The 25263-nt window shown below is 71.9% G+C and carries 22 protein-coding genes and 1 tRNA gene; 10 read left to right on the top strand and 13 right to left on the bottom strand.

What is annotated here, in order from left to right; genetic code table 11:
- Positions 1-55 precede the first annotated feature (55 nt).
- Positions 56-652 carry a DUF2017 domain-containing protein gene (locus AB0E02_RS23470; protein WP_030414512.1) on the bottom strand — a complete coding sequence of 199 codons (597 nt, stop codon included), beginning with the start codon at positions 650-652 and terminating at the stop codon, positions 56-58.
- Positions 649-945, bottom strand: a complete 297-nt coding sequence (gene clpS / locus AB0E02_RS23465; RefSeq protein WP_030414513.1) for an ATP-dependent Clp protease adapter ClpS — start codon at positions 943-945, stop codon at positions 649-651. The genes AB0E02_RS23470 and clpS overlap by 4 nt, the downstream gene beginning before the upstream one ends.
- 528 nt (positions 946-1473) lie before the next feature.
- Between clpS and AB0E02_RS23460 the strand changes: the two genes are divergently transcribed.
- Both AB0E02_RS23460 and AB0E02_RS23455 read left to right on the top strand, forming a co-directional pair.
- The gene (locus tag AB0E02_RS23460) at positions 1474-2802 is read left to right on the top strand and encodes a nicotinate phosphoribosyltransferase (RefSeq protein WP_362142292.1); all 1329 of its coding nucleotides are present in this window, start codon (positions 1474-1476) and stop codon (positions 2800-2802) included.
- A gap of 595 nt (positions 2803-3397) precedes the next feature.
- Positions 3398-3994: an isochorismatase family protein gene (locus AB0E02_RS23455; protein ID WP_362142290.1), complete on the top strand. Its 597-nt coding sequence runs from the start codon at positions 3398-3400 to the stop codon at positions 3992-3994.
- Positions 3995-4231: 237 nt separating this feature from the next.
- Here the strand turns inward: AB0E02_RS23455 and AB0E02_RS23450 are convergent, their stop codons facing one another.
- Both AB0E02_RS23450 and AB0E02_RS23445 read right to left on the bottom strand, forming a co-directional pair.
- Positions 4232-4648 carry a hypothetical protein gene (locus AB0E02_RS23450; RefSeq protein ID WP_362142288.1) on the bottom strand — a complete coding sequence of 139 codons (417 nt, stop codon included), beginning with the start codon at positions 4646-4648 and terminating at the stop codon, positions 4232-4234.
- Positions 4649-4771: 123 nt separating this feature from the next.
- Complete coding sequence (locus tag AB0E02_RS23445) at positions 4772-7162, bottom strand: immune inhibitor A domain-containing protein (RefSeq protein ID WP_362142286.1); 2391 nt, start codon at positions 7160-7162, stop codon at positions 4772-4774.
- 440 nt (positions 7163-7602) lie between these two features.
- On the opposite strand from AB0E02_RS23445, the gene AB0E02_RS23440 reads away from it, so the two are divergent.
- Entirely contained in the window at positions 7603-7929 is a 327-nt protein-coding gene (locus AB0E02_RS23440) for a hypothetical protein (protein WP_362142284.1), read from the top strand.
- Between the two features lie 75 nt (positions 7930-8004).
- On the opposite strand, the gene AB0E02_RS23435 is transcribed toward AB0E02_RS23440, so the two are convergent.
- Positions 8005-8745 carry an RDD family protein gene (locus AB0E02_RS23435; RefSeq protein WP_362142282.1) on the bottom strand — a complete coding sequence of 247 codons (741 nt, stop codon included), beginning with the start codon at positions 8743-8745 and terminating at the stop codon, positions 8005-8007.
- A 102-nt stretch (positions 8746-8847) separates the two neighbouring features.
- Entirely contained in the window at positions 8848-10443 is a 1596-nt protein-coding gene (locus tag AB0E02_RS23430) for an RDD family protein (RefSeq protein WP_362142280.1), read from the bottom strand.
- 242 nt (positions 10444-10685) lie between these two features.
- On the opposite strand from AB0E02_RS23430, the gene AB0E02_RS23425 reads away from it, so the two are divergent.
- Complete coding sequence (locus AB0E02_RS23425; RefSeq protein ID WP_362142278.1) at positions 10686-11171, top strand: SsgA family sporulation/cell division regulator; 486 nt, start codon at positions 10686-10688, stop codon at positions 11169-11171.
- A gap of 70 nt (positions 11172-11241) precedes the next feature.
- Here AB0E02_RS23425 and AB0E02_RS23420 read toward each other — a convergent pair whose 3' ends face one another.
- The 4 genes from AB0E02_RS23420 to hppD all read right to left on the bottom strand — a co-directional run bounded on the left by AB0E02_RS23420 (position 11242) and on the right by hppD (position 15934).
- Positions 11242-12723, bottom strand: a complete 1482-nt coding sequence (locus AB0E02_RS23420; protein WP_362142276.1) for an NAD(P)/FAD-dependent oxidoreductase — start codon at positions 12721-12723, stop codon at positions 11242-11244.
- A 254-nt stretch (positions 12724-12977) separates the two neighbouring features.
- A complete protein-coding gene (locus AB0E02_RS23415; protein ID WP_362142274.1) occupies positions 12978-13268 on the bottom strand; it encodes a ribosomal protein L7/L12 in 291 nt (96 codons plus the stop codon).
- An 87-nt stretch (positions 13269-13355) separates the two neighbouring features.
- Entirely contained in the window at positions 13356-14720 is a 1365-nt protein-coding gene (locus AB0E02_RS23410; protein ID WP_362142273.1) for an FAD-linked oxidase C-terminal domain-containing protein, read from the bottom strand.
- 56 nt (positions 14721-14776) lie between these two features.
- On the bottom strand, positions 14777-15934 hold the full coding sequence (gene hppD / locus AB0E02_RS23405; protein ID WP_362142272.1) for a 4-hydroxyphenylpyruvate dioxygenase: 1158 nt from the start codon (positions 15932-15934) through the stop codon (positions 14777-14779).
- A gap of 129 nt (positions 15935-16063) precedes the next feature.
- Between hppD and AB0E02_RS23400 the strand changes: the two genes are divergently transcribed.
- The 5 genes from AB0E02_RS23400 (at position 16064) to AB0E02_RS23380 (ending at position 20527) form a co-directional block, all read left to right on the top strand.
- Positions 16064-16531 carry an Lrp/AsnC family transcriptional regulator gene (locus AB0E02_RS23400; protein ID WP_030414526.1) on the top strand — a complete coding sequence of 156 codons (468 nt, stop codon included), beginning with the start codon at positions 16064-16066 and terminating at the stop codon, positions 16529-16531.
- A gap of 19 nt (positions 16532-16550) precedes the next feature.
- Entirely contained in the window at positions 16551-17198 is a 648-nt protein-coding gene (locus AB0E02_RS23395; RefSeq protein ID WP_362142270.1) for an ABC transporter permease, read from the top strand.
- Positions 17191-18474 (top strand): betaine/proline/choline family ABC transporter ATP-binding protein, encoded by a 1284-nt coding sequence (locus AB0E02_RS23390; protein WP_362142268.1) that lies wholly within the window; start codon positions 17191-17193, stop codon positions 18472-18474. Before AB0E02_RS23395 ends, AB0E02_RS23390 begins: the two co-directional genes overlap by 8 nt.
- Before the next feature lie 152 nt (positions 18475-18626).
- Positions 18627-19424, top strand: coding sequence for an ABC transporter permease (locus AB0E02_RS23385; RefSeq protein WP_362142339.1), 798 nt, complete (start codon positions 18627-18629; stop codon positions 19422-19424).
- 209 nt (positions 19425-19633) lie between these two features.
- Complete coding sequence (locus tag AB0E02_RS23380) at positions 19634-20527, top strand: glycine betaine ABC transporter substrate-binding protein (protein WP_362142338.1); 894 nt, start codon at positions 19634-19636, stop codon at positions 20525-20527.
- A 36-nt stretch (positions 20528-20563) separates the two neighbouring features.
- On the opposite strand, the gene AB0E02_RS23375 is transcribed toward AB0E02_RS23380, so the two are convergent.
- From AB0E02_RS23375 to AB0E02_RS23365, 3 genes are all read right to left on the bottom strand, one after another.
- Positions 20564-21343, bottom strand: a complete 780-nt coding sequence (locus AB0E02_RS23375) for a S16 family serine protease (RefSeq protein ID WP_362142266.1) — start codon at positions 21341-21343, stop codon at positions 20564-20566.
- Positions 21344-21487: 144 nt separating this feature from the next.
- Complete coding sequence (locus tag AB0E02_RS23370) at positions 21488-22129, bottom strand: helix-turn-helix domain-containing protein (protein WP_261951189.1); 642 nt, start codon at positions 22127-22129, stop codon at positions 21488-21490.
- Between the two features lie 580 nt (positions 22130-22709).
- Positions 22710-24506 (bottom strand): DEAD/DEAH box helicase, encoded by a 1797-nt coding sequence (locus tag AB0E02_RS23365; protein ID WP_030805817.1) that lies wholly within the window; start codon positions 24504-24506, stop codon positions 22710-22712.
- A gap of 673 nt (positions 24507-25179) precedes the next feature.
- Between AB0E02_RS23365 and AB0E02_RS23360 the strand changes: the two genes are divergently transcribed.
- A tRNA-Cys gene (locus AB0E02_RS23360) sits at positions 25180-25251 on the top strand.
- Positions 25252-25263 lie beyond the last annotated feature (12 nt).

Genomic DNA, 25263 nt, shown 5'->3' with positions numbered 1-25263 from the left:
CGGGCGGGTTCGCCTGCCGCCGGCAAGCGAACCCCGTGCCCTCTGCAAGTAGATTTCAGGCCGTCAGCGACTCGACGAGCGTCTCCTGCAGCCCGCCCAGCCACAGGTACGCCATCACCATCGGCTTGCGCGGATCACTGTCCGGCAGCCGCAGCAGCTCGCCGCCGTCCTCCTCGTCGGTGACCTCCAGGCGCGTACCGATCGCCAGCCTGAGGTCGTTGAGGGCCCCCAGCCACTGCCGGCACTCGTCGGCGGTCAGCCGCAGCACCGCCGGATCACCACCGGACGGCGAGAGGGTGTCCAGCGCCCGGATCAGCGCGAGGGCGTCCGTCCGCTTACGGGCCCGCAGATCGTTCTCCGTATAGCGGCGGAACTCCGCGGCCGCGGCACGCACGTCGTCGTCCGGAACCAGGTCCGGGCCGCCGTAGGCATCGGGGAAGAGCCGGGCCAGGACCGGGTCGGCGGGCGGCTCGCTGGGGCCGTCGTTGAACACCGACGCCAGCAGGTCCTCACCCTCGTCGTCGGCGGCCTGCTCGCCCGGCCCGATCAGCTCCATCAGCTGCACGGCGAGACTGCGCAGGATCGAGATCTCGACCTCGTCGAGCGGTACCGCCGCGCCGCCGTCGGGCAGCGGCTCGAAGTGTCCGGTCATCGGCGGTCCTGCTGCAGGGTCGCCCACAGGCCGTAGCCGTGCATGGCCTGTACGTCCCGTTCCATTTCCTCGCGGCTGCCGCTGGAGACCACCGCGCGGCCCTTGTGATGGACGTCGAGCATCAACTGGTGCGCCTTGTCCTTGGAGTAACCGAAGTACGTCTGGAAGACATAGGAGACGTAGCTCATGAGGTTGACGGGGTCGTTGTGGACGATCGTGACCCACGGGACGTCCGGCTCGGGCACCTCGAACGGGGCCTCGCTCGACTCGGGACGCTCGATCTCGACCGGCACACTGAGCGTGCAGTGATGCGGCCGGAGCGTGATCGTGGGTGACGGGTGGGCGCTCACAGGCCCCATGCTGCCACCCAGGGGCCTGCCATGCACAAATGCCCCTCACCTGGGCCGCGTCGGGGGATGGGGGTGGGGTGGTGGGGGTGGGCTGGTGAGGGGGGTGAGGGGTGGGCGGTGAGGGGGTGGGGTGGTGAGGGGGAGCGGGGGGCGAGCGGGGGTGGGGGCCCGGGTGGGGGTGAGGGTGAGCCGGGGGGTGGGGTGAGCCGGGGGTGAGGACGTTGCGGGGGCCGGGCGGCTTCGGGGCGGGGGCAGCGCGGGGCCGGGGCGGGAGGCCGGTCGGGGGCAGGGTGGGAGCCCGGGCGGGGACAGTTCGGCGGCCTGGTCGGGTCCAGCGCGGAGGCCCCGGCGGGTCCAGTGCGGGACCCGGCGGGTCCGGCGCGGAAGCCCGGACGGGTCCGGTGGGAGCGGGCCCAGCACCCCTCCACCACTATCGTCAAAGTGACGAGTATTGGGGGTAGCATCTCCCCCATGAACACAGCAGACCTGGGGCTGCCGGTGGCCGTGCCGTCGACTGCGCTCTTCACCGACCAGTACGAACTCACCATGCTGCAGGCCGCGTTGCGGTCCGGCACCGCGGACCGGCGCGCCGTCTTCGAGGTCTTCACCCGCCGGCTGCCCGAGGGTCGCCGCTACGGCGTGGTGGCCGGCACCGGCCGGGTGCTCGACGCAGTGGAGAACTTCCGCTTCGACGCCACGATCCTCGACTTCCTGCGCGAGCGCGGCGTCCTCGACGAGCCGACCCTGGCCTGGCTCGCCGACTACCGCTTCCGCGGCGACATCTGGGGCTACCCCGAGGGCGAGGTCTACTTCCCCGGCTCGCCGATCATGCGCGTCGAGGGCACCTTCGCCGAGGCCGTCCTCCTGGAGACGGTCATCCTCTCGATCCTCAACCACGACTCCGCGGTGGCCGCGGCCGCCTCCCGGATGGCCGTGGCCGCCGGCGACCGCCCCCTGATGGAGATGGGCGCCCGCCGCACCCATGAACTCTCCGCCGTCGCCGCGGCCCGCGCCGCCTACGTCGGCGGCTTCCACGTCACCTCCGACCTGGCCGCCGGCTTCCGCTACAACATCCCCACCGTCGGCACCAGCGCGCACGCCTTCACCCTCCTCCACGACACCGAGCGCGACGCGTTCACCGCCCAGGTGGAGACCCTCGGCAGCGGCACCACCCTGCTCGTGGACACCTTCGACGTCGCCGAGGCCGTGCGCACCGCCGTCGAGGTGGCCGGCCCGGGCCTGGGCGCCGTCCGGATCGACTCCGGCGACCTGCTGCTGATCGCCCACCGGGTGCGCCAGCAACTGGACGAGCTGGGCGCCGCAAAGACCAAGATCGTCGTCACCAGCGACCTGGACGAGTACGCCATCGCCTCGCTGGCCGCCGCCCCGGTCGACGCGTACGGCGTCGGCACCCAGCTGGTGACCGGCAGCGGACACCCGACCTGCTCGATGGTCTACAAGCTGGTCGCCCGCGCCGAGAGCAACAGCCCGGGCGCCCCGCTGCAGCCGGTCGCGAAGAAGTCGATGGGCGCCAAGACCTCGGTCGGCGGCCGCAAATGGGCCGCCCGCCGGCACGATGAGCACGGCGTCGCGGAGGCCGAGGTCATCGGCACCGGGCCGGTCCCGGCCGAACTGGCGGACCACCAGTTGCAGGTCCCGCTGGTGACCGGGGGCGAGGTCGTGGCCCGCGAGCCGCTGGACGCCCCCCGCGACCGCCACATCACCGCCCGCGCCCGCCTGCCCCTGTCGGCCACCCAGCTGTCACGCGGCGAGCCGGTGCTGCCGACGGAGTTCGTGTGACGGTGACGGGGCGAGCGGGCCCGGCGTCGGCCTGACGGGGCAAGCCGGTCGGAGTTCGGGCCACGGGCCGGGGTGAGCCGGCCTGCGGTTCTGTCGGGGTGCGGTCCGTCGGCCCGGCCTGCGGCTGACGGCTTGGCCCGTGGTCCCTGGGCTCGGCCTGTTGTCCGTCAGCTTGGACTTCGGTCCGTCGGCTCGGCCTGTTCTGTCGGGCTCGGTCCTGTCGGCCCTCTTCTGCGGCCCTCAGCCCTGCAGCCCTCATCCCCGCTGGCCTCAGCCCTGCTGGCCTCAGCCCTGCTGGCCTCGGCTCTGTCGGCCTGCTCTGCTGGCCTGTTGAGGGGTCCCGCGAGGGAACTCCTTGAAGGGCGCCCGCTCTTGCTGGGGGGCGCCTGCTCTTGCTCGGGCCGGGCGGGCCTCCTTCTTTTCCGGCAACGATTACGGAGAGTTATTAGTTCCTCGTAAGGTATCACAGTGTGTAGCCGCTGGTGGGCGGGATGGTGGGGCACTCCCGGAAATGCCCGGCAGTGGCTACCCTCGGTCACACCACCGCTCCGCGCTCCGCGCCCTCTTACCGATTCCCAGCCGGAAGGCACGCACCATGCACCGGGCATTGATCGTCGTTGACGTGCAGAACGACTTCTGCGAGGGCGGCAGCCTCGCGGTGGCGGGAGGTGCGGATGTCGCGGCGGCCATCACCGATCTGATCGCCGAGACCGCCGGCAGCTGCTACCGCCACGTCGTGGCCACCCGGGACCACCACATCGATCCGGGCGACCACTTCTCCGACCACCCGGACTACGAGCACTCCTGGCCGGCGCACTGCGTGGCCGGCACGGAGGGCAGCGGCTTCCACCCGAACTTCGCCCCGGCCATCGCCTCCGGCGCGATCGACGCGGTCTTCGACAAGGGCGCGCACTCCGCCGCGTACAGCGGCTTCGAGGGCGCCGACGAGAACGGCACCGGGCTCGGCGAATGGCTGCGGGCGCACGACGTCACCGAGGTGGATGTGGTCGGCATCGCGACCGATCACTGCGTACGGCGTACCGCCCTGGACGCGGTCGGCGCCGGGCTGCGTACGCACGTCCTGCTGGATCTGACCGCCGGGGTGGCCGCCCGTACGACCGAGCGGGCCCTGGAGGAGCTGCGGGCGGCCGGGGCGGAGCTGACGGGCAAGCCCGTCGTTCTGGGCGGGTAGGTCCGGCACCGGCCTGTCGTTCTGGGCGGGCGAGTCCCGCATCGGCCGGCCCGGCCTCCCCGTCGCCCGTCGAGCCCGGTGGGCCGGGCGCCACGCGCCCGGCCCACGGACCGCCGCACCTCAAGCCGCCGCACCCCAGGCCACCCGCCGCACCTCAGGCCACCCGCCGCGCCTCAGGCCGCCGCACTTCAGGCCACCCGCCGCGCCTCACGCCGCCCCACCTCAGGCCCCCGTACCTCACGCCGCCGAGGCCGGGCGGTCGTCCTCGTTCGTGATCAGGGGGGCCGGTTCGGGGGTCGGGTGGGGTGGGCGGGTCGGGTGGACGGGGCGGGGGCGCCAGAGGGCGCGTATGGGGTGCCAGGATTCGGTGTCGTCGTCGGGGGTCTCGCGCCAGACGAGGCCGTCCGGGTGGTGCAGGACGGCCGTGACCTCGTCCGGGGTGGGCGGCTCGGTGTTGCCGCGGAGGTAGACCGCGCGCAGACCGAGGTTGCGCAGCCTGGTCAGGGCGCGCTGGCGGTTCACGGCGTGCACCAGGACCCGGACCCGGCAGCCGCACTCGTACGGGCCGGAGCGCGGGCCGTGGGCCGGTCTGGGCAGGGACAGGGCGACCACCACGCTTCCGCCGGGAAGCCTGGTGAAACCGCCGCCGGACATCTGCATATCTCCCCCGTGAGACTTGGCGTCAACAAGGAACTGTAGTGCGCATCTAAACGCGAATCGGCCGCCGCCCGCTAGGGGGCGACGACCGATCGCGCGTTGACCTGCTGGTTTTATCTTTTATTTACCGGCAGGGGCGACCTTGATCGTCACCGTGGAGCCGTCCCGGGCCTCCTTGGTGATCTTGATCCGGGTGTTGGTGTCAGGAACGATCACACCGCCGGTCGGGTTCGTCTTGTCGTAGTAGACGCCGTGCCGGTCGTCGAAGAGCGTGACGCCCTTCTTCGAGCCGATCTTGACCTCGGCGCCGTCCTTGTGGAGGGTCAGCGCGTCGGTCCGGAAGCGGGTGAAGGTCGAGTCGTAGGTCTGGAAGCGGTTGCGCATCAGCGTGCCGTCGGTCCAGTGCTCGGCCGTCGGGTGCGCGTCGACCGGGAGGATCAGCCCGTGGCCCGGGTGCTGGCCGACGTTGTTGTCCGCCTGCGAGGTGTCCCACAGCCAGATCAGCACACCGTTCTGGAACGGGAAGTGCTCCACCCAGGTCGGCTTGGCCGTCCGCCAGCCGAAGTTGTACGGGCCGACCTTGAGGGTCTTGTCGTACGACACGTACTGGCGGTTCTCGGCGATGTAGTACTGCGGGTAGTCCTTGGTGAAGGACCCGCCGATGCGCGAGAAGCCCTTGGTGGTCCAGCCGTTGTCGTCGCCCTCGGCGTTGTCGCTGAACAGCGGCGTGCCGTCGGCGACCACGCTGATGCTGTCGGCCGCGAAGCCCTTCTGGGCGGCGCCGCCGTCGGTCTGGTAGCGGAAGCGCAGGTCGATCTTCTTGCCCGCGTAGGCGTCCAGCGGGTAGACGAGGTCCTGGTAGGCGGCGACGGTGCCGGTCAGGGCGGGCTTGTCGCTGCCGTCACGCGGGATGGCCTTGCCGCCCGCGGTGCCGTCCAGGGCGGTCCAGTCGGCGCCGCCGTCCGTGGAGACCTCGGCGTAGAGGAAGTCGTAGTCCTTCTCGATGTCCCACCAGCCCTTGAGGTTCAGCGATGCCTTCGCCTTGCCGGTGAGGTCCACGGAGCGGGTGAGGGTGTTCTTCAGGTCGTCGCCCATGCCGCTCCACCACTGCTTGGAGCCTTCCGCGGGCGGGACGACGTCGGTCTTGACGGCCTTGGCGGGCAGTTCGACGACCACCGCCTGCTTGTTCTTGGTGTTGTACTCGGCGACGCCCAGCTTGTGGGCGGACTTCGTCGCGGCCTTCGCCTTGGCGTAGTTGAGCCAGCCCAGCTGGAGCTTGTCCCAGGCGCTCATGTCGCCGGGCAGGTCACCGATGGTGTCCTTGCCGGTGCCGAGCCAGGAGCCGCCCGACATCAGCGACCAGAAGTCGACGGAGGACTCGCCGGTGCCGGTGGTGTCGTACTCGTCCGGCAGGCCCAGGTCGTGACCGTATTCGTGGGCGAAGACGCCGAGGCCGCCGTTCTCCGGCTGCATGGTGTAGTCGCCGACCCAGACGCCGGTGTCGCCGATCTGCGTGCCGCCGGCCTTGTTGTCGGCGGGGCCGGTCTTGCCGGCGTCGCTGCCGTAGGCGTACCAGCGGTGCGCCCAGATCGCGTTGGTCTTCTGGACGCCGCCGCCCGCGGACTCGTCCTCACCGGCGTGCACGATCTGGAAGTGGTCGATGTAGCCGTCGGGCTCGTTGAAGTTGCCGTCGCCGTCGTGGTCGTAGCGGTCCCACTGGTCGTACTTGGCGAGGTCGGCCTTGATCTGGGCGTCGGTGCGGCCCTTGGCCTTCTGGTCCTTGGCCCACTGGTTGACGCCGTCGCGGATCAGGTCCCAGGCGTTGGCGCAGTTGGTCTGGCCGCAGTAGTTGGAGCCGTAACGGGCCTCGTTCCAGTCGACCTTGACCCAGTCGGAGACCTCGCCGTTGACGGAGTAGCGGCCCGAGGACTGCTTCTCGTAGTACTTGGCGAGCGACTGCTTCTTCTTGTCGTGCGAGAAGTACAGGTCCTGGAAGTGCTTCTGGTTGTAGTCCTTCTGCCAGGCCGTGCTGTTGTCCTTGGCACGGTCCGGCTGGGCTATCTGGTTGTGCGCGGGGCCGGCGTCGCCGCCGTACTTCTTGATCGGGGGCTTGGGGCCGTCGCCGTCCGGGTCGAACATCGTGGTGTTGTCGACCTTGTCGCCGAAGTCCACGAGGATGGTGAAGATCTTGTCGGTCTTCTGCCGGGCCAGCTCGACGTACTTGCTGTGGCCGAGCTTGACGACCTTCGAGCCGCCTCGGTCGGTGGCCTTGGCCTCGCCGGAGATGACCTGCTGGAGCGCCTCCTTGCGGGCGGCCTGCTGCCGCTCGCTGTAGGGGCCCTTGAGGTCGTGGTTCACGTTGCGCTCGGGCGCCGGGTCCTGGTGCCGGGCGACGGGCGACGGTCCCTGCGCGTCGGCCGTCGCCACCCCGGAAGACAAAGCGGCCGCCCCGATCACGGCGATCGCCGTGGCCAAGGCGGCCGGTCTGAACGGTCTTCTCTGCTCTCTCACTTGGAGCGGTCCTCCCCTTCGAACACGGTCACTGTTCGAGGGCATTCGACCGGAAGTACGGGGGAAAAGACAGGTCTTGACTTGGTCACGTCACCGAAGTACGTTAACCGGTCCGCCGATTACGGGTATCGGACAGCTGTCCGGATGGTGAACAGGCCGGTCGGGCAGAGGAGTTGGGAGCGGGCCGGAAGGAGTGGGTCCGGATAGCCGGTGCAGAGGCCGGGCGTATATGCCCGCCGGACATGCGCCCCCTTTGTCAACAGCCAGGACGCCCCCGCACATACGTTCACGCGCTCGCCGTGTGCGCCCCCTGTGCCCCCGCCTGGTGGGTTAGGTCACGCTTACTTGCCGTTCCGCTCGGGCAGTAAGGACCGTAGGCTCGTGTGATGGCGCGCCCCTGACCGACCCTCCCTGCCGACCCTCCGAGGACGGATTCCGCCATGCCTCGTCCTACCGCCACCCAGCTCGCCTACGGTTCGGCCACCGTATTTCTCTCCACCCTCGCGATGCTGCTGCTCTCGCAGACGCAGACCGGGATCGGGGTCGCGGTCATCGCCATCGCCGGACTCGGGCTCGGGCTGCTGGTCGCGATGACGGCGCCGATGCCCGGCGTGTCCCGGGTCGTCCGCCGGCACGTCGTACGGGCCAAGTCACCCGCGTCGCCCGCCCCGTTGAGGGCCGTTCCGTCGCCGTACGACCGGGTGCCGCGGAGGCTGACCGGGACGGCCGGCGCGCCGGAGGCCCGGGTCGGCGAGCACTCGCGCTGAACGCCGAACGCCGAACTCCGGGCCCTTGGCTCCTGGTTCCTGGTTCCGGGGCCATGACGGGCCCCCGGTTTCCGGCTACCGCGGCTCCGTGGAGACCACCACCGTTTTGGCCGCCTTGTCGTGCAGGCACTGCTGGTACGGCTTGTCCCAGGTGCACCACAGGACGTTGACCAGCCAGAAGATGAAGCCGCAGCAGGGCACGATCTCCGGCAGGGTGTAGACGGCGGCGCGGATCCAGGCCGCCTGGCCGGTCGGGATCGAGCCGTTCGCGAGCATCGCCACCCGGATCTTCATCGCCATCTTGCCGACGGTCTGGCCGCGGTTGGCGAGCATCAGCCCTTCGTAGATCAGGTAGGCGAGCATCGTCACGCCCGACACCGTGGACTGTCTGCCGGCCTGGGTGCTGCTGGTGGAGAAGTAGTCCACCCCGCCGACGATCACGTACATGATGATGGAGACCGGGACGCCGATGAGGAGGGCGTCGATGATGCGCGCGACCAGCCGGCGGCCGCGGTTCGCCAGCGGCGGCATACCGGCCAGCGGGTCGGCGCCGTACCCGCTGCCGTAGGGGTCACCGTAGGGGCCGCCGCCGTACGGGGAACCACCGTAGGGCGGCGTCCCACCGGGCGGCGGGGTGCCACCCGGGGGCATGCCACCCGGGGGCGTGCCACCGGGAGGCGGGGTCCCGCCCGGGGGCGTTCCTCCCGGCGGCGGGGTGCCGCCCGGGGGAGGTGCGCCGCCTTCGCCGCCACCCGTGCCGCCGCCCTGCGGTGCGTTGTTACGGGGGGAGCCGTTGCCGGGCTGGTCGGTGCTCATGGCCCGAGTCGACCCCTTGTCGCGGCCGGCCGCATCCGGCCAGGCCCGTTCGGGGGACGGATTCCGGTCGGGCGGATCAGCCGGGGCCGGGCGGCGGGCGGATCAGTCGGCGGCGACGAACGTCCGGGCCAGCTTGTCGTGCCAGCACTGCCGCCACGGGCGGTCGAACACGCACCAGACGACGTTCACCACGCCGATGGCGAGGACGCCGAGCACGCTGTAGCAGAACCAGCGCTTGAGCGCGGCGGCGAGCATCGGGGTGTCGTGGCTCTCGATGTCCAGCACCCGTACGCCGCACAGCTTCTTGCCCAGCGTGCGGCCCCACTTGAGGACCGGCAGCACCTCGTAGAGCGCACCGCCGATGAGCAGGACGGCGAGGATCGTGGCGAAGACCGGGGCGGTGGTGCCGTCGATCAGATAGACCGTCACCTGGCGGCCGGACTGCCTGGCCGCCTCGACCTTGGCGTCGATGTGGTCGGTGACGGTGCTCCACATCGGGACGGCTACGACGGCGGTGGCCGCGCCCAGCACGAGGGTGTCGATCAGCCGGGCGGCGAGCCGGCGGCCGAGTCCGGCCGGGTGGCCCTGCGCGGCCTGGGCGGCCGCGAAGAAGGGGTCCGCGGCGCTCGGCGGCTTCCAGGGGATGACGCCCTCGGCGCCGGCGCCCTGGGCGGGCCCGGAGGCCGGCGGCGCGGACGGGGCGGGGGCGGCGGGAGCGGGGGCGTGCTGCGCCGGGAAACCGGCCGCGGGGGCGGACTGCTGTCCGCCGGGGGCCGGCTGTCCCTGCTGCGGGGCCGGGTTCTGCGGTGCCTGGCTCTGCGCTGCGGGGGTCGGCCGGGCGGGGTTCTGCCGGGCCGGGGTCTGCCGGGCCGGAGTCTGCTGGGCCTGGGCGCCGACGGACGGCAGCGACTGCGGGGCGCCGCCGGGCGTCGGGGAGGCGTTGCGGCCGCCGCCCGCCACGCGGATCGACATGGTCTCGTTGCCCTTGGCCGGTTCGGCAGCGCCGGGGCGTACCGCGCGGATCGCCGTGGTGCCGTGGTCGCCGGAATCCGGGCGGCGGGCGGCGGGGTTGACGGCGCGGATGGTGACCGTCCCGTCGGACGGGGCGTCGGGGGTGCGGGGGGCGCCGGGCGCGGGCGTCGTGGTGGAGGGCGTGGCGGGCAGGTCGCCGGACGCGGGGTCGGTGGCGGGCCGGTCGTCGCGCTGCGGCGGCACCGAGCCCCAGGAGGCGCCACCGGACGGGGTGCCGGCGGGGGCCTGGTCGTGGGCGCCCCAGGAGATGCGGCGGTCGGTCTCGTTGCCGAAGCCGCTCTGCCGGGAGGCGTCGGCCTGCCAGGCGGAGGCCGGTGCCGGGCCGGTGCCGTGCAGCCGGGCCGGGTCGTCCCAGCCCGCGGCGGCGGGCCGGGTCTCGACCTCGCCGCTGCGGCGCACCGCGGGGAGCCCGGCGCCGCCGCCGGCCGGCTCGTCCTCGTCGAGGAAGACCGGGCCGGTCTCCTCGACGGCGGGCGTGGGAGCGGCGGCCGGGGTCAGGCCGGGTGGCGGGGCGGGCATCGCCTCGCCCTCGGCGGGGGCGGGGCGGCTGGTGCCCGGCACCCATGCGGCACCGTTCCAGTACCGGATGTAGCCGGGGATGGACGGGTCCGGGTAGAAGCCTGGCGTGGGGCTGCCGCCGGCGGATCCTGAGGTAGGGGCGCTCATGTCCGAAGTCCCGTATCTGTTCTCGGCCTGGTGGGTGTGGGGTGCAGTCTGCCGCAACGCGGCGTCCACATCTATCAGACCCCGGGTCACTGCCGTGCCTGTGCCCGCTCAACGCCACCTGGAAGAGGCCCGGGAAAAAAGTTGTACGAAGTCGCGTAAGAGTCCGGCATCCGGTGCCTCTCTCCTGGTGCGGGCCCGGTTCCGGGGTGTCCGCGGCAGACGGGACGGGAGAGGCGGAGCTCATGCACACCGTGGTGGAACGAGAACTGGAACTGGGCCTGGTGCTGTCACCGGAGCGCTGCGTTGCGGTGCCGGCGCGGCTGACGTACCGGACCGATGACCCCTATGCCGTCCATGTCACCTTCCATGTCGGTTCGGATGCGCCGGTGAACTGGACGTTCGCCCGGGAGCTGCTGGTGGAGGGCGTGTTCCGGCCGTGCGGCGAGGGTGATGTGCGGGTGTGGCCGGTGAAGGTGGACGGCCGGAGCCTGGTGTGCATGGCGCTGGACTCGCCGGACGGGGAGGCGCTGCTGGAGGCGCCGGCGACGGCGGTCTCGGCGTGGCTGGAGCGCACCCTGCGGGTGGTGCCGCCCGGGGCGGAGCAGGGGCATCTGGACCTGGACAAAGGACTGAGCGAGCTGTTCGCGATGGCGTCCCGGGACGAACTGCGGCCGGGCGGCGAGTCGTCCGGCCGGGCGACGGACGACTCGCCGGAGCCGGGGGCGTAGCGGCCGGCCGGGGGTGTGGAAGGCCCTCCCCCGGCGGCCGGGGAGCCGGCCCGGTCGGCCGGTGGGTCAGTCAGCCGCGGTAGGTCTCCAGCAGCCGCAGCCACACCTCGCTGATGGTCGGGTAGGCGGGGACCGCGTGCCACAGCCGCTCGATGGGGACCTCGCCGGCCACCGCGACGGTCGCCGAGTGCAGCAGTTCGCCGACGCCCGGGCCGACGAAGGTGGCGCCGAGCAGCACCTCGCGGTCGAGGTCGACGACCATGCGGGCGCGGCCGCGGTAGCCGTCGGCGTACAGGGAGGCTCCGGCGATCGCGCCGAGGTCCTGGTCGACGACCTGGAAGCGGTGTCCGGCGCGTTCGGCGGCGGCGGCGGTCAGGCCGACGGAGGCGGCTTCGGGGTCGCTGAAGACGACCTGGGGGACGGCGCGGGTGTCCGCGGTGGCGGCGTGCGCGCCCCAGGGGTCGGATTCCAGGATGGGGACGCCGCGGGCGCGGGCGGCGATGGCGGCGCCGGCGATCCTGGCCTGGTATTTGCCCTGGTGGGTCAGGAGGGCGCGGTGGTTGACGTCGCCGACGCCGTAGAGCCAGCCGCCGGTCACGCCGGTCACCCGGCAGGTGTCGTCGACGTCGAGCCAGGAGCCGGGCGCCAGGCCGATCGTGTCGAGGCCGATGTCGGCGGTGCGGGGGGCGCGTCCGGTGGCGATGAGCAGTTCGTCGGCGACGATTTCGGCGCTGTGGGTGCCGCCGGGTCCGCCGGGTCCGGCGGGAGTGTCGAGGGCGACGGTGACCGGGCCGCCGGGGATTTCCCGGCGGACCTCGCGGACCTCGACGCCGGTGCGCAGGTCGACGCCGGCCTCGGTGAGTGCGGCGGCGACGAGGTGGCCGGCGAAGGGTTCCATGCGGGGCAGCAGGCCGTCGCCGCGGACCAGGAGCGTGACGGAGGCGCCCAGGGCGCGCCAGGCGGTGGCCATCTCGACGCCGACGACGCCGCCGCCGACCACGACGAGGTGGCCGGGTACGGCCTGGGAGCTGGTGGCGGCGCGGCTGGTCCAGGGGCGGGCCTCGGCGAGGCCGGGGACGGGCGGGAGGACCGGGCGGCTGCCGGTGCAGACCGCGACCGCGTGCCGGGCGGTGAGGGTGCGTTCCCCGTCGTCGACGACGACGCGGCGGGGGCCGGCGAGCCGGCCGTGGCCGCGGACGAGGTCGATGCCGGCCGAGTCGAGCCAGCGGACCTGGCCGTCGTCCTTCCAGTGGGCGGCGACGGCGTTCCGGTGGGTGAGGACGGCGGGGGCGTCCAGGGGGCCTTCGGCGGCGTCCCGGAGGCCGGGGACGCGGCGGGCGTCGGAGCGGGCGGTGACCGGGCGGAGCAGGGCCTTGCTGGGCATGCAGGCCCAGTAGGAGCATTCGCCGCCGACGAGTTCGCTCTCGACGATGACGGCGCTCAGGCCGGCGGCGTGGGCGCGGTCGGCGAGGTTCTCGCCGGTGGGTCCGGCGCCGAGCACGATGACGTCGTAGGCCTCGTCGGCGGCCGGGGTCGCTGGGGTCGCTGCCATCGGCTCTCGCTCCCTGTGGTGGGCGGGGCGGCCCGGCGGGGCCGCGGGAAGGGCCACGGGGCCCGGGGCCCTTCTGGCCATCCTCTGCCCACGGGGCCGTCCCCGCATCCGCCGCGGAGCCGTCACGGCGCGGTGCCCCACCGCCACCGCGTCCGTCCGGCGGGCCGGCGCCGCGTACGTCGGCAGGCCGGGCGGTGCGTCCGACGGGCCGGCACTGCGTGTGCCACCGGCCGGTCGGTGCGTCCGGCGGGCCGTCACCGGGCCCGGCGTTCGACCGCTTCCTTGGCCTCGGCGAGTCCGGAGCCGGTCAGCTCACGGTGGAGCTTGATCGCCTGGATCTTCTTGCCCTGCACCAGCAGTTCGTCGATCTCGGCCAGCCGGGGGTCCTGCGGCTCCTCGATGCCGGCGTGGGCGAGGAGCAGGTCCACCTTGTTCTCCAGCCGGATGAGCCGCTGCTCCAGCGTTTTGGAGCGGCGGTCGCCGGTGGAGGACCAGACGGCGAGGGCGAGCACGACGAGGGCTATGCCGGGAAGCAGGTTTTCCATGGCGGAAACTCTACGGGCGGGGCGGGAGGCATGGGCACGACAGGGCGGCACCCCCCTTCACGACAGGGCGGCACCCCCGTTGCGGCTTCAGAACAGTTTGCCGGGGTTGAGAATGCCCCTGGGGTCGAAGACCTGCTTGATGTTGCGGTGCAACTCCAGTGCCACGGGGCCGAGTTCGCGGGCCAGCCAGTCCTTCTTCAGCAGGCCGACGCCGTGTTCGCCGGTGATGGTGCCGCCCAGGCTCAGGCCGAGCGCCATGATCTCGTCGAAGGAGGTGTGGGCGCGCCGCTCCTCGTCGGGGTCGGCCGGGTCGAAGCAGACCAGGGGGTGGGTGTTGCCGTCGCCGGCGTGAGCGCAGACGCCGATGGTGAGGCCGTACTTGTCGGCGATGGCGGTGGTGCCCTCCAGCATGGCGGCGAGCTGGGAGCGGGGGACGCACACGTCGTCGATGAGCATGGCGGGCCTGAGGCGTTCCAGGGCGGTGAAGGCGAGCCGGCGGGCCTGCAGCAGCAGTTCGGACTCGGCGGCGTCCTCGGCGGGGACGACCTGGGTGGCGCCGGCGTCCTCGCACAGCGCGCCGACGGCTGCGAGGTCGGGGGCCGGGTCGGGGGTGTCGAAGGCGGCCAGCAGCAACACCTCGGTGGATTCGGGCAGGCCCATCTGCGCCAGGTCGTTGACGGCGCGGACGCTGGTGCGGTCCATGAGTTCCAGCAGGGAGGGGGCGTGGCCGCGGGCCATGATCTCGCAGACGGCCTGTCCGGCGGCGCCGACGGACGGGAACTCGGCGACCAGGGCGAGCTGTCGGGGCGGTTCGGGCTTGAGGGCGAGGGTGGCGCGGACGACGACGCCGAGGCTGCCCTCGGAGCCGACGAAGAGCCGGGTGAGGTCGTAGCCGGCCACGCCCTTGGCGGTGCGGCGGCCGGTGGTCAGGAGGCGGCCGTCGGCGAGGACGACGTCGAGGCCGAGGACGTACTCGGCGGTGACGCCGTACTTGACGCAGCACAGGCCGCCGGCGGCGGTGCCGATGTTGCCGCCGATCGTGCACATCTCCCAACTGGAGGGGTCCGGCGGGTAGTAGAGGCCGTGTTCGTTGACCGCGCGGGAGAGGACGGCGTTGACGACGCCGGGTTCGACCACGGCGAGCCGGTCGGCGGGGTTGATCTCCAGGATGCGGTCCATCTTCACCAGGGACAACACGATGCAGCCGTCGGTGGCGTTGGCGGCGCCGGCCACCCCGGTGCGCGCGCCCTGGGGGACGACGGGGACGCCGAGGGCGGTCGCCGTGCGCATCACGTGCTGGACCTGTTCGACGGTGCGCGGCAGGACGACGACGGCGGGCTTGCCCGCCGCGCAGAAGTTGGCCATGTCGCGGGCGTAGGAGCCGGTGACATCGGGGTCGGTGAGGAGGGCGTCGGCGGGGAGTCCGGCGCGCAGCGCTCCGATGAGGTCCATGCGGTAAGCCTCGCATTCGTGGGCCGTACACGGAAGATCGTGTACGGCCCACGGGGTCAGAGGTTGCCGCGCTTGGCCTGTTCGCGCTCGATGGCCTCGAAGAGGGCCTTGAAGTTGCCCTTGCCGAAGCCGAGGGAACCGTGCCGTTCGATCATCTCGAAGAAGACGGTCGGGCGGTCCTGGACGGGCTTGGTGAAGATCTGCAGCAGGTAGCCGTCCTCGTCGCGGTCGGCGAGGATCTTCAGTGCGCGCAGTTCCTCGATCGGCACGCGGGTGTCGCCGACCCATTCGCCGAGGGTGTCGTAGTAGGAGTCGGGCACGTCGAGGAATTCGACGCCGGCGGCGCGCATCTGCCGGACGGTGCTGACGATGTCGTTGGTGGCCAGCGCGATGTGCTGGACGCCGGGGCCGCCGTAGAACTCCAGGTACTCGTCGATCTGGGACTTCTTCTTGGCGATGGCCGGTTCGTTGATCGGGAACTTGACCTTCTTGGTGCCGTCGGCGACGACCTTGGACATCAGGGCGGAGTATTCGGTGGCGATGTCGTCGCCGACGAACTCCTTCATGTTGGTGAAGCCCATGACCTGGTTGTAGAAGCCGACCCACTCGTTCATCCGGCCGAGTTCGACGTTGCCGACGCAGTGGTCGATCGCCTGGAAGAACCGTTTCTGCGGGGGCTCGACGACCGGGCCCGCGGCGACGTATCCGGGCAGGTAGGGGCCGTCGTAGCCGGTGCGCTCGACGAGGGTGTGCCGGGTCTCGCCGTAGGTGGCGATGGCCGCGAGGACGACGATGCCGTGCTCGTCCTTGAGCTCGTAGGGCTCTTCGAGTCCCTTGGCGCCGTGCGCGACGGCGTACTCGTAGGCGGCCCGGGCGTCGGGGACCTCGATGGCGAGGTCGACGACGCCGTCGCCGTGCGCGGCGACATGGCCGGCGAGGAAGCGGCCCCGGTCCGTCGTGGGCTTGACGACGGAGGTGAACACGAACCGGGCACCGCCGGATTCGAGTACGTAACTCGCGGTCTCGCGGTTGCCGTTCTCCGGTCCGGAGTAGGCGACGCGCTTCATGCCGAAGGCGGTGGAGTAGTAGTGCGCGGCCTGCTTGGCGTTCCCTACGGCGAAGACGACCGCGTCCATCCCCTTGACCGGGAAGGGGTCCGCCTGCCGGGCCGAGCCAGGGATGGTGGGCTGGGTGTGCATCGTGGTGTCTGCCATGGCCGCAGAGTCCCTCCGATCCACAAGATGCGCAATAGTTCGCGGAACTGCTGGGCAGTATGTACAGCGACGGCTCCATCACGCCGGGCTATCTGTACATGATGACCATCGAAAACGAGGGAGCGGACATTGGCGATCGATCATCTTGACGGGGCGCTGCTGGAGCTGCTCGCGATAGAGCCGCGGATCGGGGTGCTGGAGGCGTCCCGGCGGCTGGGGGTGGCGCGCGGCACGGTGCAGGCCCGGCTCGACCGGCTTCAGTCGAATGGAGTGATCCGTGGCTTCGGTCCGGAGGTGGACCCGGCGGCGCTCGGCTATCCGGTGACCGCGTTCGCCACGCTGGAGATCAAACAGGGCCAAGGAAATGACGTACGGGCCCACTTGACCACCGTTCCCGAGGTGCTGGAGCTGCATACAACGACGGGACATGGGGACATGCTCTGCAGGCTCGTCGCCCGTTCCAACGCCGATCTGCAGCGGGTGATCGACCTGGTGGTGGGCTTTGATGGGATTGTGCGGGCCTCGACGGCGATCGTGATGGAAAATCCGGTTCCGTTGCGGATCATCCCGCTGGTGAAGCAGGCATCGGGAGACTGACCGAGCGAGGAGAGCGACGGTGAGCTTCTGGGAGTACATCGGCACCCGGCACGCCCAGCTGCTGACGGATGCGTACCAGCACGCCAGCGCGGTGTTCCAGTGCATGGTGATCGCGACGCTGCTGGGGGTGTTCCTCGGCGTGGTGACCTACCGCAGCGAATGGGCGGGCTCGCTCGCCACGACCACCACCGCGACCGTCCTGACCATCCCCTCGCTGGCCCTGATCGGTCTGCTGATCCCGATCGTCGGCCTGGGCGTCGCCCCGACGGTGATCGCGCTGACCCTGTACGGGCTGCTGCCGGTGGTGCGCAACGCCATCGTGGGGCTGCGCGGGGTGGACCCGGCGCTGGTGGACGCGGCCAAGGGCATCGGGATGTCGCGGGCCGCCCGGCTGTTCCGGGTCGAACTTCCGCTGGCCTGGCCGCCGATCCTCACCGGCATCCGGGTCGCCACACAGATGCTGATGGGCATCGCCGCGATCGCCGCGTTCGCCTCCGGGCCGGGCCTGGGCAACGAGATCTTCCGCGGGATCGCTTCTCTGGGCAGCGCCAACTCGCTCAACCAGGTACTGGCCGGCACGGTCGGCATCGCCGTGCTCGCGCTCCTCTTCGACGCCGCGTACGTCCTGATCGGACGCCTGACCATCTCCAGGGGGATCCGTGCCTGAGACGACCGACCAGCCGGCGACGAACGGCCCGCCGGCGACACCCGCCGCCTCCGGCGCCGGCATCCGGCTGGAGAACCTCACCAAGACCTATCCGGGCAACCCCGCCCCGGCGGTGGAGGACGTCTCCATGGAGATCAAGGCCGGCGAGACGGTGATCTTCGTGGGGCCGTCCGGCTGCGGCAAGTCCACCACCCTGAAGATGATCAACCGGCTGATCGAGCCGACCTCGGGCCGGATCCGGATCGGCGACGAGGACGTCACCGACATGGACCCGGTCAAACTGCGCCGCAAGGTCGGCTACGCCATCCAGGCGTCCGGCCTCTTCCCGCACATGACCGTCGCCCAGAACATCGCCCTGGTCCCGAAGATGCTCGGCTGGTCGAAGAGCCGCACGAAGAACCGGGTCGAGGAGATGCTCGACCTGGTCGGGCTGGACCCCGGCGAATTCCACGACCGCTATCCGCGCCAGCTCTCGGGCGGGCAGCAGCAGCGGGTCGGGGTGGCCCGGGCGCTGGCCGCCGACCCGCCCGTACTGCTCATGGACGAGCCGTTCGGCGCGGTCGACCCGATCACCCGCGACCACCTCCAGGACGAGCTGATCCGGCTCCAGCACGAACTGCACAAGACCATCTGCTTCGTCACCCACGACTTCGACGAGGCCATCAAGCTCGGCGACCGCATCGCGGTGCTCCGGGAGCGCTCGCACATCGCCCAGTTCGACACCCCCGAGGCGATCCTCACCAACCCGGCGGACGACTTCGTGTCCGGATTCGTCGGCGCCGGGGCGGCGTTGAAACGCCTCAACCTCACCCGCGTACGGGACGTGGGCGTGGTGGACTTCCCCACCGCCGGGATCGCCGAGCCGCTGGAGTCGATCTTCGACCGGCTGCGGTCCGGGGCGCACAACGAACTGCTGCTGCTGGACCGCAACCGCCGCCCCTACAAATGGCTGCGCCGCAGCGACCTCGCCCGGGCCAGGGAGACCCTGGCGCGGGCCGGCACCCTGGTCACCGACACCGTCACCCGGGACGCGACGCTGCGGGACGCCCTGGAGGCGGTGCTCACCGACAACGCGGGCCGGGTCGCGGTCACCGGGCGGCGCGGCGAGTACATCGGCGTGGTCGACATGTCGACGCTGATGAACAACGTCCACGAACTGCTGGAGGCCGACCGCCTGGAGGCCGTCGAGCACCAGCACGAGCTCCAGGAGCAGCGTGCCCGCCTCACCCAGCGGGAGCAGGAGGGCCTGGACGAGGGCGGGGGGAGCAGGGCATGAGCACCCCCGACACTCCCGGCACTCCCGGCACTCCCGACGTTCCCGGCGGGCCCCGGAGCGGCAGCCGGCCGCGGCGCGTGGGTGACCGCCCGGGGCCCGGCGAGCACGGGGCGAGCGACCATGAGGGGTTCGCGTTCCGCGACAACGTCGAGATGGAGCAGCGGGAGCTGGCCGCCGGTGAGGCGCCCACCCCCTCCGTGGCCCGCGGCGGGCGGCGGATCAGCTGGCAGAAGTGGACGTTCATGCCGGCGTTCCTGTTCTTCGCGCTGCTGGCCACCTGGCTGTGGTTCCGCGGCGCGCAGCTGGACTCGATCGCCCATCAGGCGGTGGACGACGGCAAGGTGTGGCTGGCGCTGCGCCAGCACATCGTGCTGACCGCGGTGTCCACGTTCTTCGTGCTGATCATCGCGATCCCGCTGGGCATCGCGCTGACCCGGTCGCGGCTGCGCCGGGCCACCCCGTTCGCGATGGCCCTCGCCAACCTCGGGCAGGCCGTCCCGGCGCTGGGCCTGCTGATCCTGCTGGTCATCTGGCTGGGCATCGGCGCCCGTTCGGCGATCGTCGGCATGGTCATCTACGCCGTACTGCCGGTGCTGGCCAACACCATCGCCGGGCTGCGCGGCATCGACCCGACGCTGACCGAGGCGGCCCGCGGGATCGGCATGTCCCCCGCCGGTGTGCTGGGGAAGGTGGAGCTGCCGCTGGCCGTGCCGCTGATCCTGGCCGGGGTGCGGACCGCGCTGGTGCTGAACGTGGGCACCGCGACCCTGGCCACGTTCGGCGGGGGCGGCGGTCTGGGCGATCTGATCTCGGCGGGCATCGTCACCCAGCGGATGCCGGTGCTGGTGCTCGGCTCGGTGCTGACGGTGGTGCTGGCGCTGCTCGTCGAATGGCTGGCGTCGCTCGCCGAACTGCTGCTGCGGCCGCGCGGCCTGGAGGTGGCCGTATGAGGCGCGCGCCCCGCTCCCGCCGGCCGGGACCGTGCTCCGGCGGCCCGGCACTCCGCTCCCGCCGGCCGGGGCCCGGCTCCGGGGGCCCGGGGCCCGGCTCCGGGGGCCCGGACTTCCGCTTCCGCCGGCCCGGGTTGTGCCGGGCCGTGGGCGCCGCGCTGCTGGCCGGCCTGCTCACCGGCGGCTGCGGCCTGGTCAGCGGCAGCGCGATGACCGACACCGTCCTGCCGGGCCCCAAGGCCGGCTACCCGGACCGTCCACTGACCGGGGCGCAGCTGACGGTGACGTCGAAGGAGTTCACCGAGCAGATCGTGCTCGGCCAGATCATGGGCCTGGCCTTCGAGGCCGCCGGCGCCCATGTCATCGACAAGACCAGCATCCAGGGGTCCATCGGCGCGCGGGAGGCCGTGAAGTCCGGCACCGCGGACGCCGCGTACGAGTACACCGGCACCGGCTGGATCACCTACCTCGGCCACACCAAACCGGTCATCGACCCGCAGGAGCAGTGGCGGGTGGTCCGCGACGAGGACCGGAAGAACGGCCTGGTCTGGCTGCCGCCGTCGAAGCTGAACAACACCTACGCGCTGGCGCTCAACCCCGCCAACCAGAAGAAGCTGGGCGTCCACACCCTCTCGGACGTCGCCGCGCTGTCCCACAAGGACCCCGGCGCGGTGACCCTGTGCGTGGAGAACGAGTTCGCGACCCGCAACGACGGCCTGCCGGGCATGGCCCGCGCCTACGGCATGCAGGTGCCGTCCGGCAACGTCCGCAAGATGACCGGCGGGGTCGTCTACACCGAGACGAAGAAGGGCACCTGCGCGCTGGGCGAGGTCTTCACCACCGACGGCCGGATCAAGGCGATGAACCTGCAGGTGCTCGCCGACGACAAGCACTTCTTCCCTAACTACAACGCCGCGCCGGAGATCAACGCGGCGTCGCTGAAGAAGTACCCGGCGATGGCCGAGGTCCTCGCCCCGGTCACCCGCGCGCTGAACAACACCGTCGCCCAGGAACTGAACCGCAAGGTGGACGTCGACGGCGAGGACCCCCACCAGGTGGCGAAGGACTGGCTGCTGAGGGAGGGGTTCATCAGGGAGGGATAGGCGTTTACGAGGCCCAGGTTCGCGGCGCCCAATCGTTCAGCAGCTGGGGACCCGGCCGCCGTTCCGGAGGGACTTGAGTGCCTTGACCGCGCTGTCGAGGGTGGTGACGGAGACCAGCCGCATGCCGCGGGGCAGCTCCGCGCGGGCGTCCGCGCACTCCTTGCGGGGCACCAGGAAGACCGTGGCCCCGTCGCGGCCCGCGGCCTGCGTCTTCAGTGCCACCCCGCCGACCGCCCCGACCTCGCCGTCCGCGGTGATCGTGCCGGTACCCGCGATGGTCCGGCCGCCGGTCAGGTCGTGGCCCGCGCCGTCGCCGGCCAGCTTGTCGACGATGCCGAGCGCGAACATCAGCCCGGCGCTGGGCCCGCCGACGTCCGCGAGGCTCAGTTTGACCTTGACGTCCTTGGGGGATTTGCCGAGCTGCCCGAGCGCCGCCTCGGTGGCGCTGTCCTGCGACTCCTTCATCTGCCGGGCGTTGTGCTCGGCGATCTCCTCGGTGTTGTTGCCCACCGGGTAGACCGCTTCCCTGGGCATGACCGCCTCGTCGGTGCGGAACCAGCCCTTGAGGATGTCCGCCAGATGGACGGAGGCGTCCGGGCCGGTGGCGACGATCGAGGTCATCCGCAGCTGGCCGCTGGTCCTCCGGGACCCCGCCCCACTGATCGTGATCACCGGTTTGCCCTTGTCGTCGCCGAGGACGTTCGCCGTCATGCCCGGATACGCCACCGAGTACGGCAGCGGAGCGAGGGCCGCGGTGACGAGGAGGGCGAGGACGAGGGCGGTGCAGACCGCCAGGGCGCGGGCTCGGGAAGACACCCCGCCACCCTAATTGACCCCCGCCCCACCAGGCCCGTAAGCCGCTGCGGGCTCACCACACGGCCACCGCCCCTTCACACTCCGGGGCGGGCAGCCAGGGTCACACGGGCGGCCCGGGCGGACGGACGGCCCGGGCGGTACGGCTCAGCGCAGTGCCTCGGACACCTCGCGGGCGGCGTCGATCACCCGCGGCCCGACCCGTTCGGAGACGGTGTCGGAGAGCATCACCACGCCCACGCTGCCCTCGATACCGCTCACCCCGAGCAGCGGCGCCGCCGCACCGCTGGCGCCGGCCTCCAACTCCCCGTGCGTCAGGGCGAGTCCGGCGTCCTGGAGGCGGCCCTGGCGGGCCTTGAGGATCGCCCGCCCGGCGGCCCCGCGGTCCAGCGGATGCCGGAAACCGGCCCGGTAGGCCACGTGGTAGTCGGTCCAGGTCGGCTCCACCACGGCGACGGCCAGCGCTTCGGTGCCGTCGACGAGGGTGAGGTGCGCGGTGGCGCCCACGTCCTCGGCCAGTGACCGGAGTGCGGGCAGCGCGGCCTCTCGGACCAGCGGGTGGACCTGCCGGCCCAGGCGCAGCACGCCCAGGCCGACGCGGGCCCGGCCGCCAATGTCGCGGCGCACCAGGGCGTGCTGCTCCAGGGTGGCCAGGAGTCGGTAGACGACGGTGCGGTTGACGCCGAGCTTGTTGGACAGCTCGGTGACGGTCAGCCCGTGGTCGGTGTCGGCGAGGAGTTTGAGGACGCGCAGTCCTCGGTCGAGCGTCTGGGAGGTCTCTGCGGTCACGACGCCCTCCTGGTGTGAGTGGCGGCGCTCGACGCGGTGCGCTGCGAGTCCCGGAGCAGCGCGCGCAAGAGGCCGCCGGCCGCATGGCACCGGCTGCGCTCCGCGGCGGCGCTGCCACGGGGCGTGTGCGTGACCGGGACAGTAGCGAGCCAGTCCGGTCAGCGGAAGAGTCCGTCCAGAATCCGGGCTTTCGCGCCCGCAATATCCCGTTTGGTCCGCTCGGAAGGGCTCCACAAGGGCCTCAGCAGGGCTTCAGCGACGCTTCAGCGGGCGTCCGGTGTTTCAGCGAGGGCTACGACCCGACCTGCCCCGGAAACAACGGCGCGCCACTACGGAGCGCCCGCGAACGACCGCGGAAGACGGCCGGACAGTAAGGACAGCCGGGCCCCGATGCGAAGGGCGGCCGGGCCCCGATGCGAAGGGCGGCCGGGCCCCGATGCGAAGGGCGGCCGGGCCCCGGTAAGAAGGGCGGCCGACCCCCGGCACGAGGGACGGCCGCACCGGGACCCGACGGGCCGCGAAGGCTCACCGGGACCCGAGGGGCCGCGAAGGGCTCACCGCGCCGCCCCGGCCCCGGGGCTCACCGCATCCGCGTGGCCCACTCCCGTACCTTCTTGATCCGCTCGTTCAGCTGCCCGGCGGTGGCCTCCGCGCTCGGCGGTCCGCCGCACACCCGCCGCAGCTCGGTGTGGATCACCCCGTGCGGTTTGCCGCTCTGGTGGACGTACGCCCCCACCAGCGTGTTCAGCTGCTTGCGCAGTTCCAGCAGCTCCTTGTGCGTGACCACCGGCCGCCGCTCGGCCGGGATCTCCAGCAGGTCGGCCTCCGAGTCCGGCTTCTTCCGGCTGTGCGCGATCTGCCGGGCCTGCCGCTTCTGCAGCAGCAACTGCACCTGGTCGGGCTCCAGCAGCCCGGGGATGCCGAGGTAGTCCTGCTCCTCCTCGCTGCCCGCGTGGGCCTGCATGCCGAACTCGGCGCCGTCGTAGAGCACCCGGTCGAAGACCGCCTCCGACTCCAGCGCCTCGAACGAGAACTGCTCCTGCTCCCCGGTGTCCTCGTCCTGCTCCTTGTTCGCCTCCTCCATCTCCTTCTCGGATTCGGCGTACGGGTCCTCCTCGCCGTCCTTCTTGGGCTTGTCGAGCACGTGGTCGCGCTCGACCTCCATCTCGTTGGCGAAGCCGAGCAGCATCGGGACGGTCGGCAGGAACACCGAGGCGGTCTCGCCGCGCTTGCGGGACCGTACGAAGCGGCCCACGGCCTGCGCGAAGAACAGCGGCGTGGAGATCGTCGTGGCGTACACCCCCACCGCCAGCCGCGGCACGTCGACGCCCTCCGACACCATCCGCACCGCCACCATCCAGCGGTCCTGCGACTGCGAGAAGTCGTCGATGCGCTGCGAGGCGCCGGAGTCGTCGGACAGCACCAAGGTGGCGCCGTGCCCGGTGATCTCCCGGATCAGCTTGGCGTACGCCCGGGCCTGCTCCTGGTCCGAGGCGATCACCAGCGCGCCGGCGTCCGGGATGGACTTCCGGACCTCGGTCAGCCGCTGGTCGGCGGCGCGCAGCACGTTCGGCATCCAGTCGCCGCGCGGGTCCAGCGCGGTCCGCCACGCCTGCGAGACCGCGTCCTTGGTCATCGGCTCCCCGAGCCGGGCCGCGATCTCGTCGCCCGCTTTGGTGCGCCAGCGCATGTTGCCGCTGTAGGAGAGGAAGATGACCGGCCGCACGACACCGTCGCCGAGCGCGTTGCCGTATCCGTACGTGTAGTCCGCGGACGACCGCCGGATGCCGTCGTTGCCCTCCTCGTACGTCACGAAGGGGATCGGGTTGGTGTCGGACCGGAACGGCGTACCGGTCAGCGCGAGCCGCCGGGTGGCCGGCTCGAACGCCTCCAGGCAGGCCTCGCCCCACGACTTCGAGTCGCCGGCGTGGTGGATCTCGTCGAGGATCACCAGGGTCTTGCGCTGCTCGATCCGGTTGCGGTGCAGCATGGGGCGGACGCCGACGCCCGCGTAGGTCACCGCGACACCGTGGTACTCGCGGCCCAGCGGGCCCGCGCTGTACTCCGGGTCGAGCTTGATACCTATCCGGGCCGCCGCCTCCGCCCACTGCTTCTTGAGGTGCTCGGTCGGTGCGACGACGGTCACCTGCTGCACGACGTGGTGGTGCAGCAGCCACGACGCGAGGGTGAGCGCGAAGGTCGTCTTACCGGCTCCCGGTGTCGCGACGGCGAGGAAGTCCCTCGGCTGCGTCTGGATGTACCGGTCCATGGCCGCCTGCTGCCAGGCACGCAGCTTGTTCGCGGTACCCCAGGGGGCCCGCCCCGGGAAGGCCGGGGACAGGTGATGACTGTTGGTGGCACTGGTGGTGGTAGTCACGGTCTCCGTCGGCTGAACTCGGCTCTCGGCAACCGCGCCAGCGTACCGGGGGCCGCTTCGCGGTTCCTCCCACGTACCTGTCTGTCCCGCCGCGGTTGTTGCCCGCCGTTGCGCTTTGCGGCGCCTCCCACGTACCTGGCTGTCCCGCCGCGGGTCGTCTCGCCGTCGCGCCTGGCGGCGGGCGTTTGTTTGTCGGGTGCGGTGCCGGCCCTCCGGACTTCGTCCTCCGGTCCAGCCCCTCCCGTGAGTGGAAGTTTTCGTGGGGGCGGGCCTGGTCTCCCCGGTGACTGTGACCTTTTCCACACGCAGTCACCTGACCGACGATGCCCGCCCCCGCCGGCCCTTTCCCACCCACTCACGGGAGGGGACGGGCCGGAGGGGCCGGTTGTGTGGACGTAAAGCGTCAGCAGTCCACACAACCGGCCCCGGAGGTCCGTCACCGCACGCGACACCCACCGGCCCGCCGCAGGCGCAACGGCGAGACGACCCGCGGCGCAGCAGACAGCTACGTGCGAGGCGCCGGAAAGCGCAACGGCGAGGCACCACCACGGCGGGACGGCCAAGTACGTACGGGGCACCGCAAAGCGGTTTGTTGCAGCCTTGTGGCAGAGCGCCCCGCGCCCTTGCCGGGCCCCCCGGCCCGCGGCCTAGAGTCAGGAGCACAGCGCAACTCGGCCGTGTGCCCGAGTGGTTCAGGGGCTCGCCTGCAAAGCGAGTTACGTGGGTTCGAATCCCGCCACGGCCTCCGAGGGACAGC

Origin of the sequence: Streptomyces sp. NPDC048196 (assembly GCF_040652715.1) — a bacterium.
Lineage (GTDB): Bacteria > Actinomycetota > Actinomycetes > Streptomycetales > Streptomycetaceae > Streptomyces > Streptomyces siderophoricus.
Note: the sequence above shows the minus strand (reverse complement) of the source record. Positions and strands in the feature narration are given on the sequence as shown.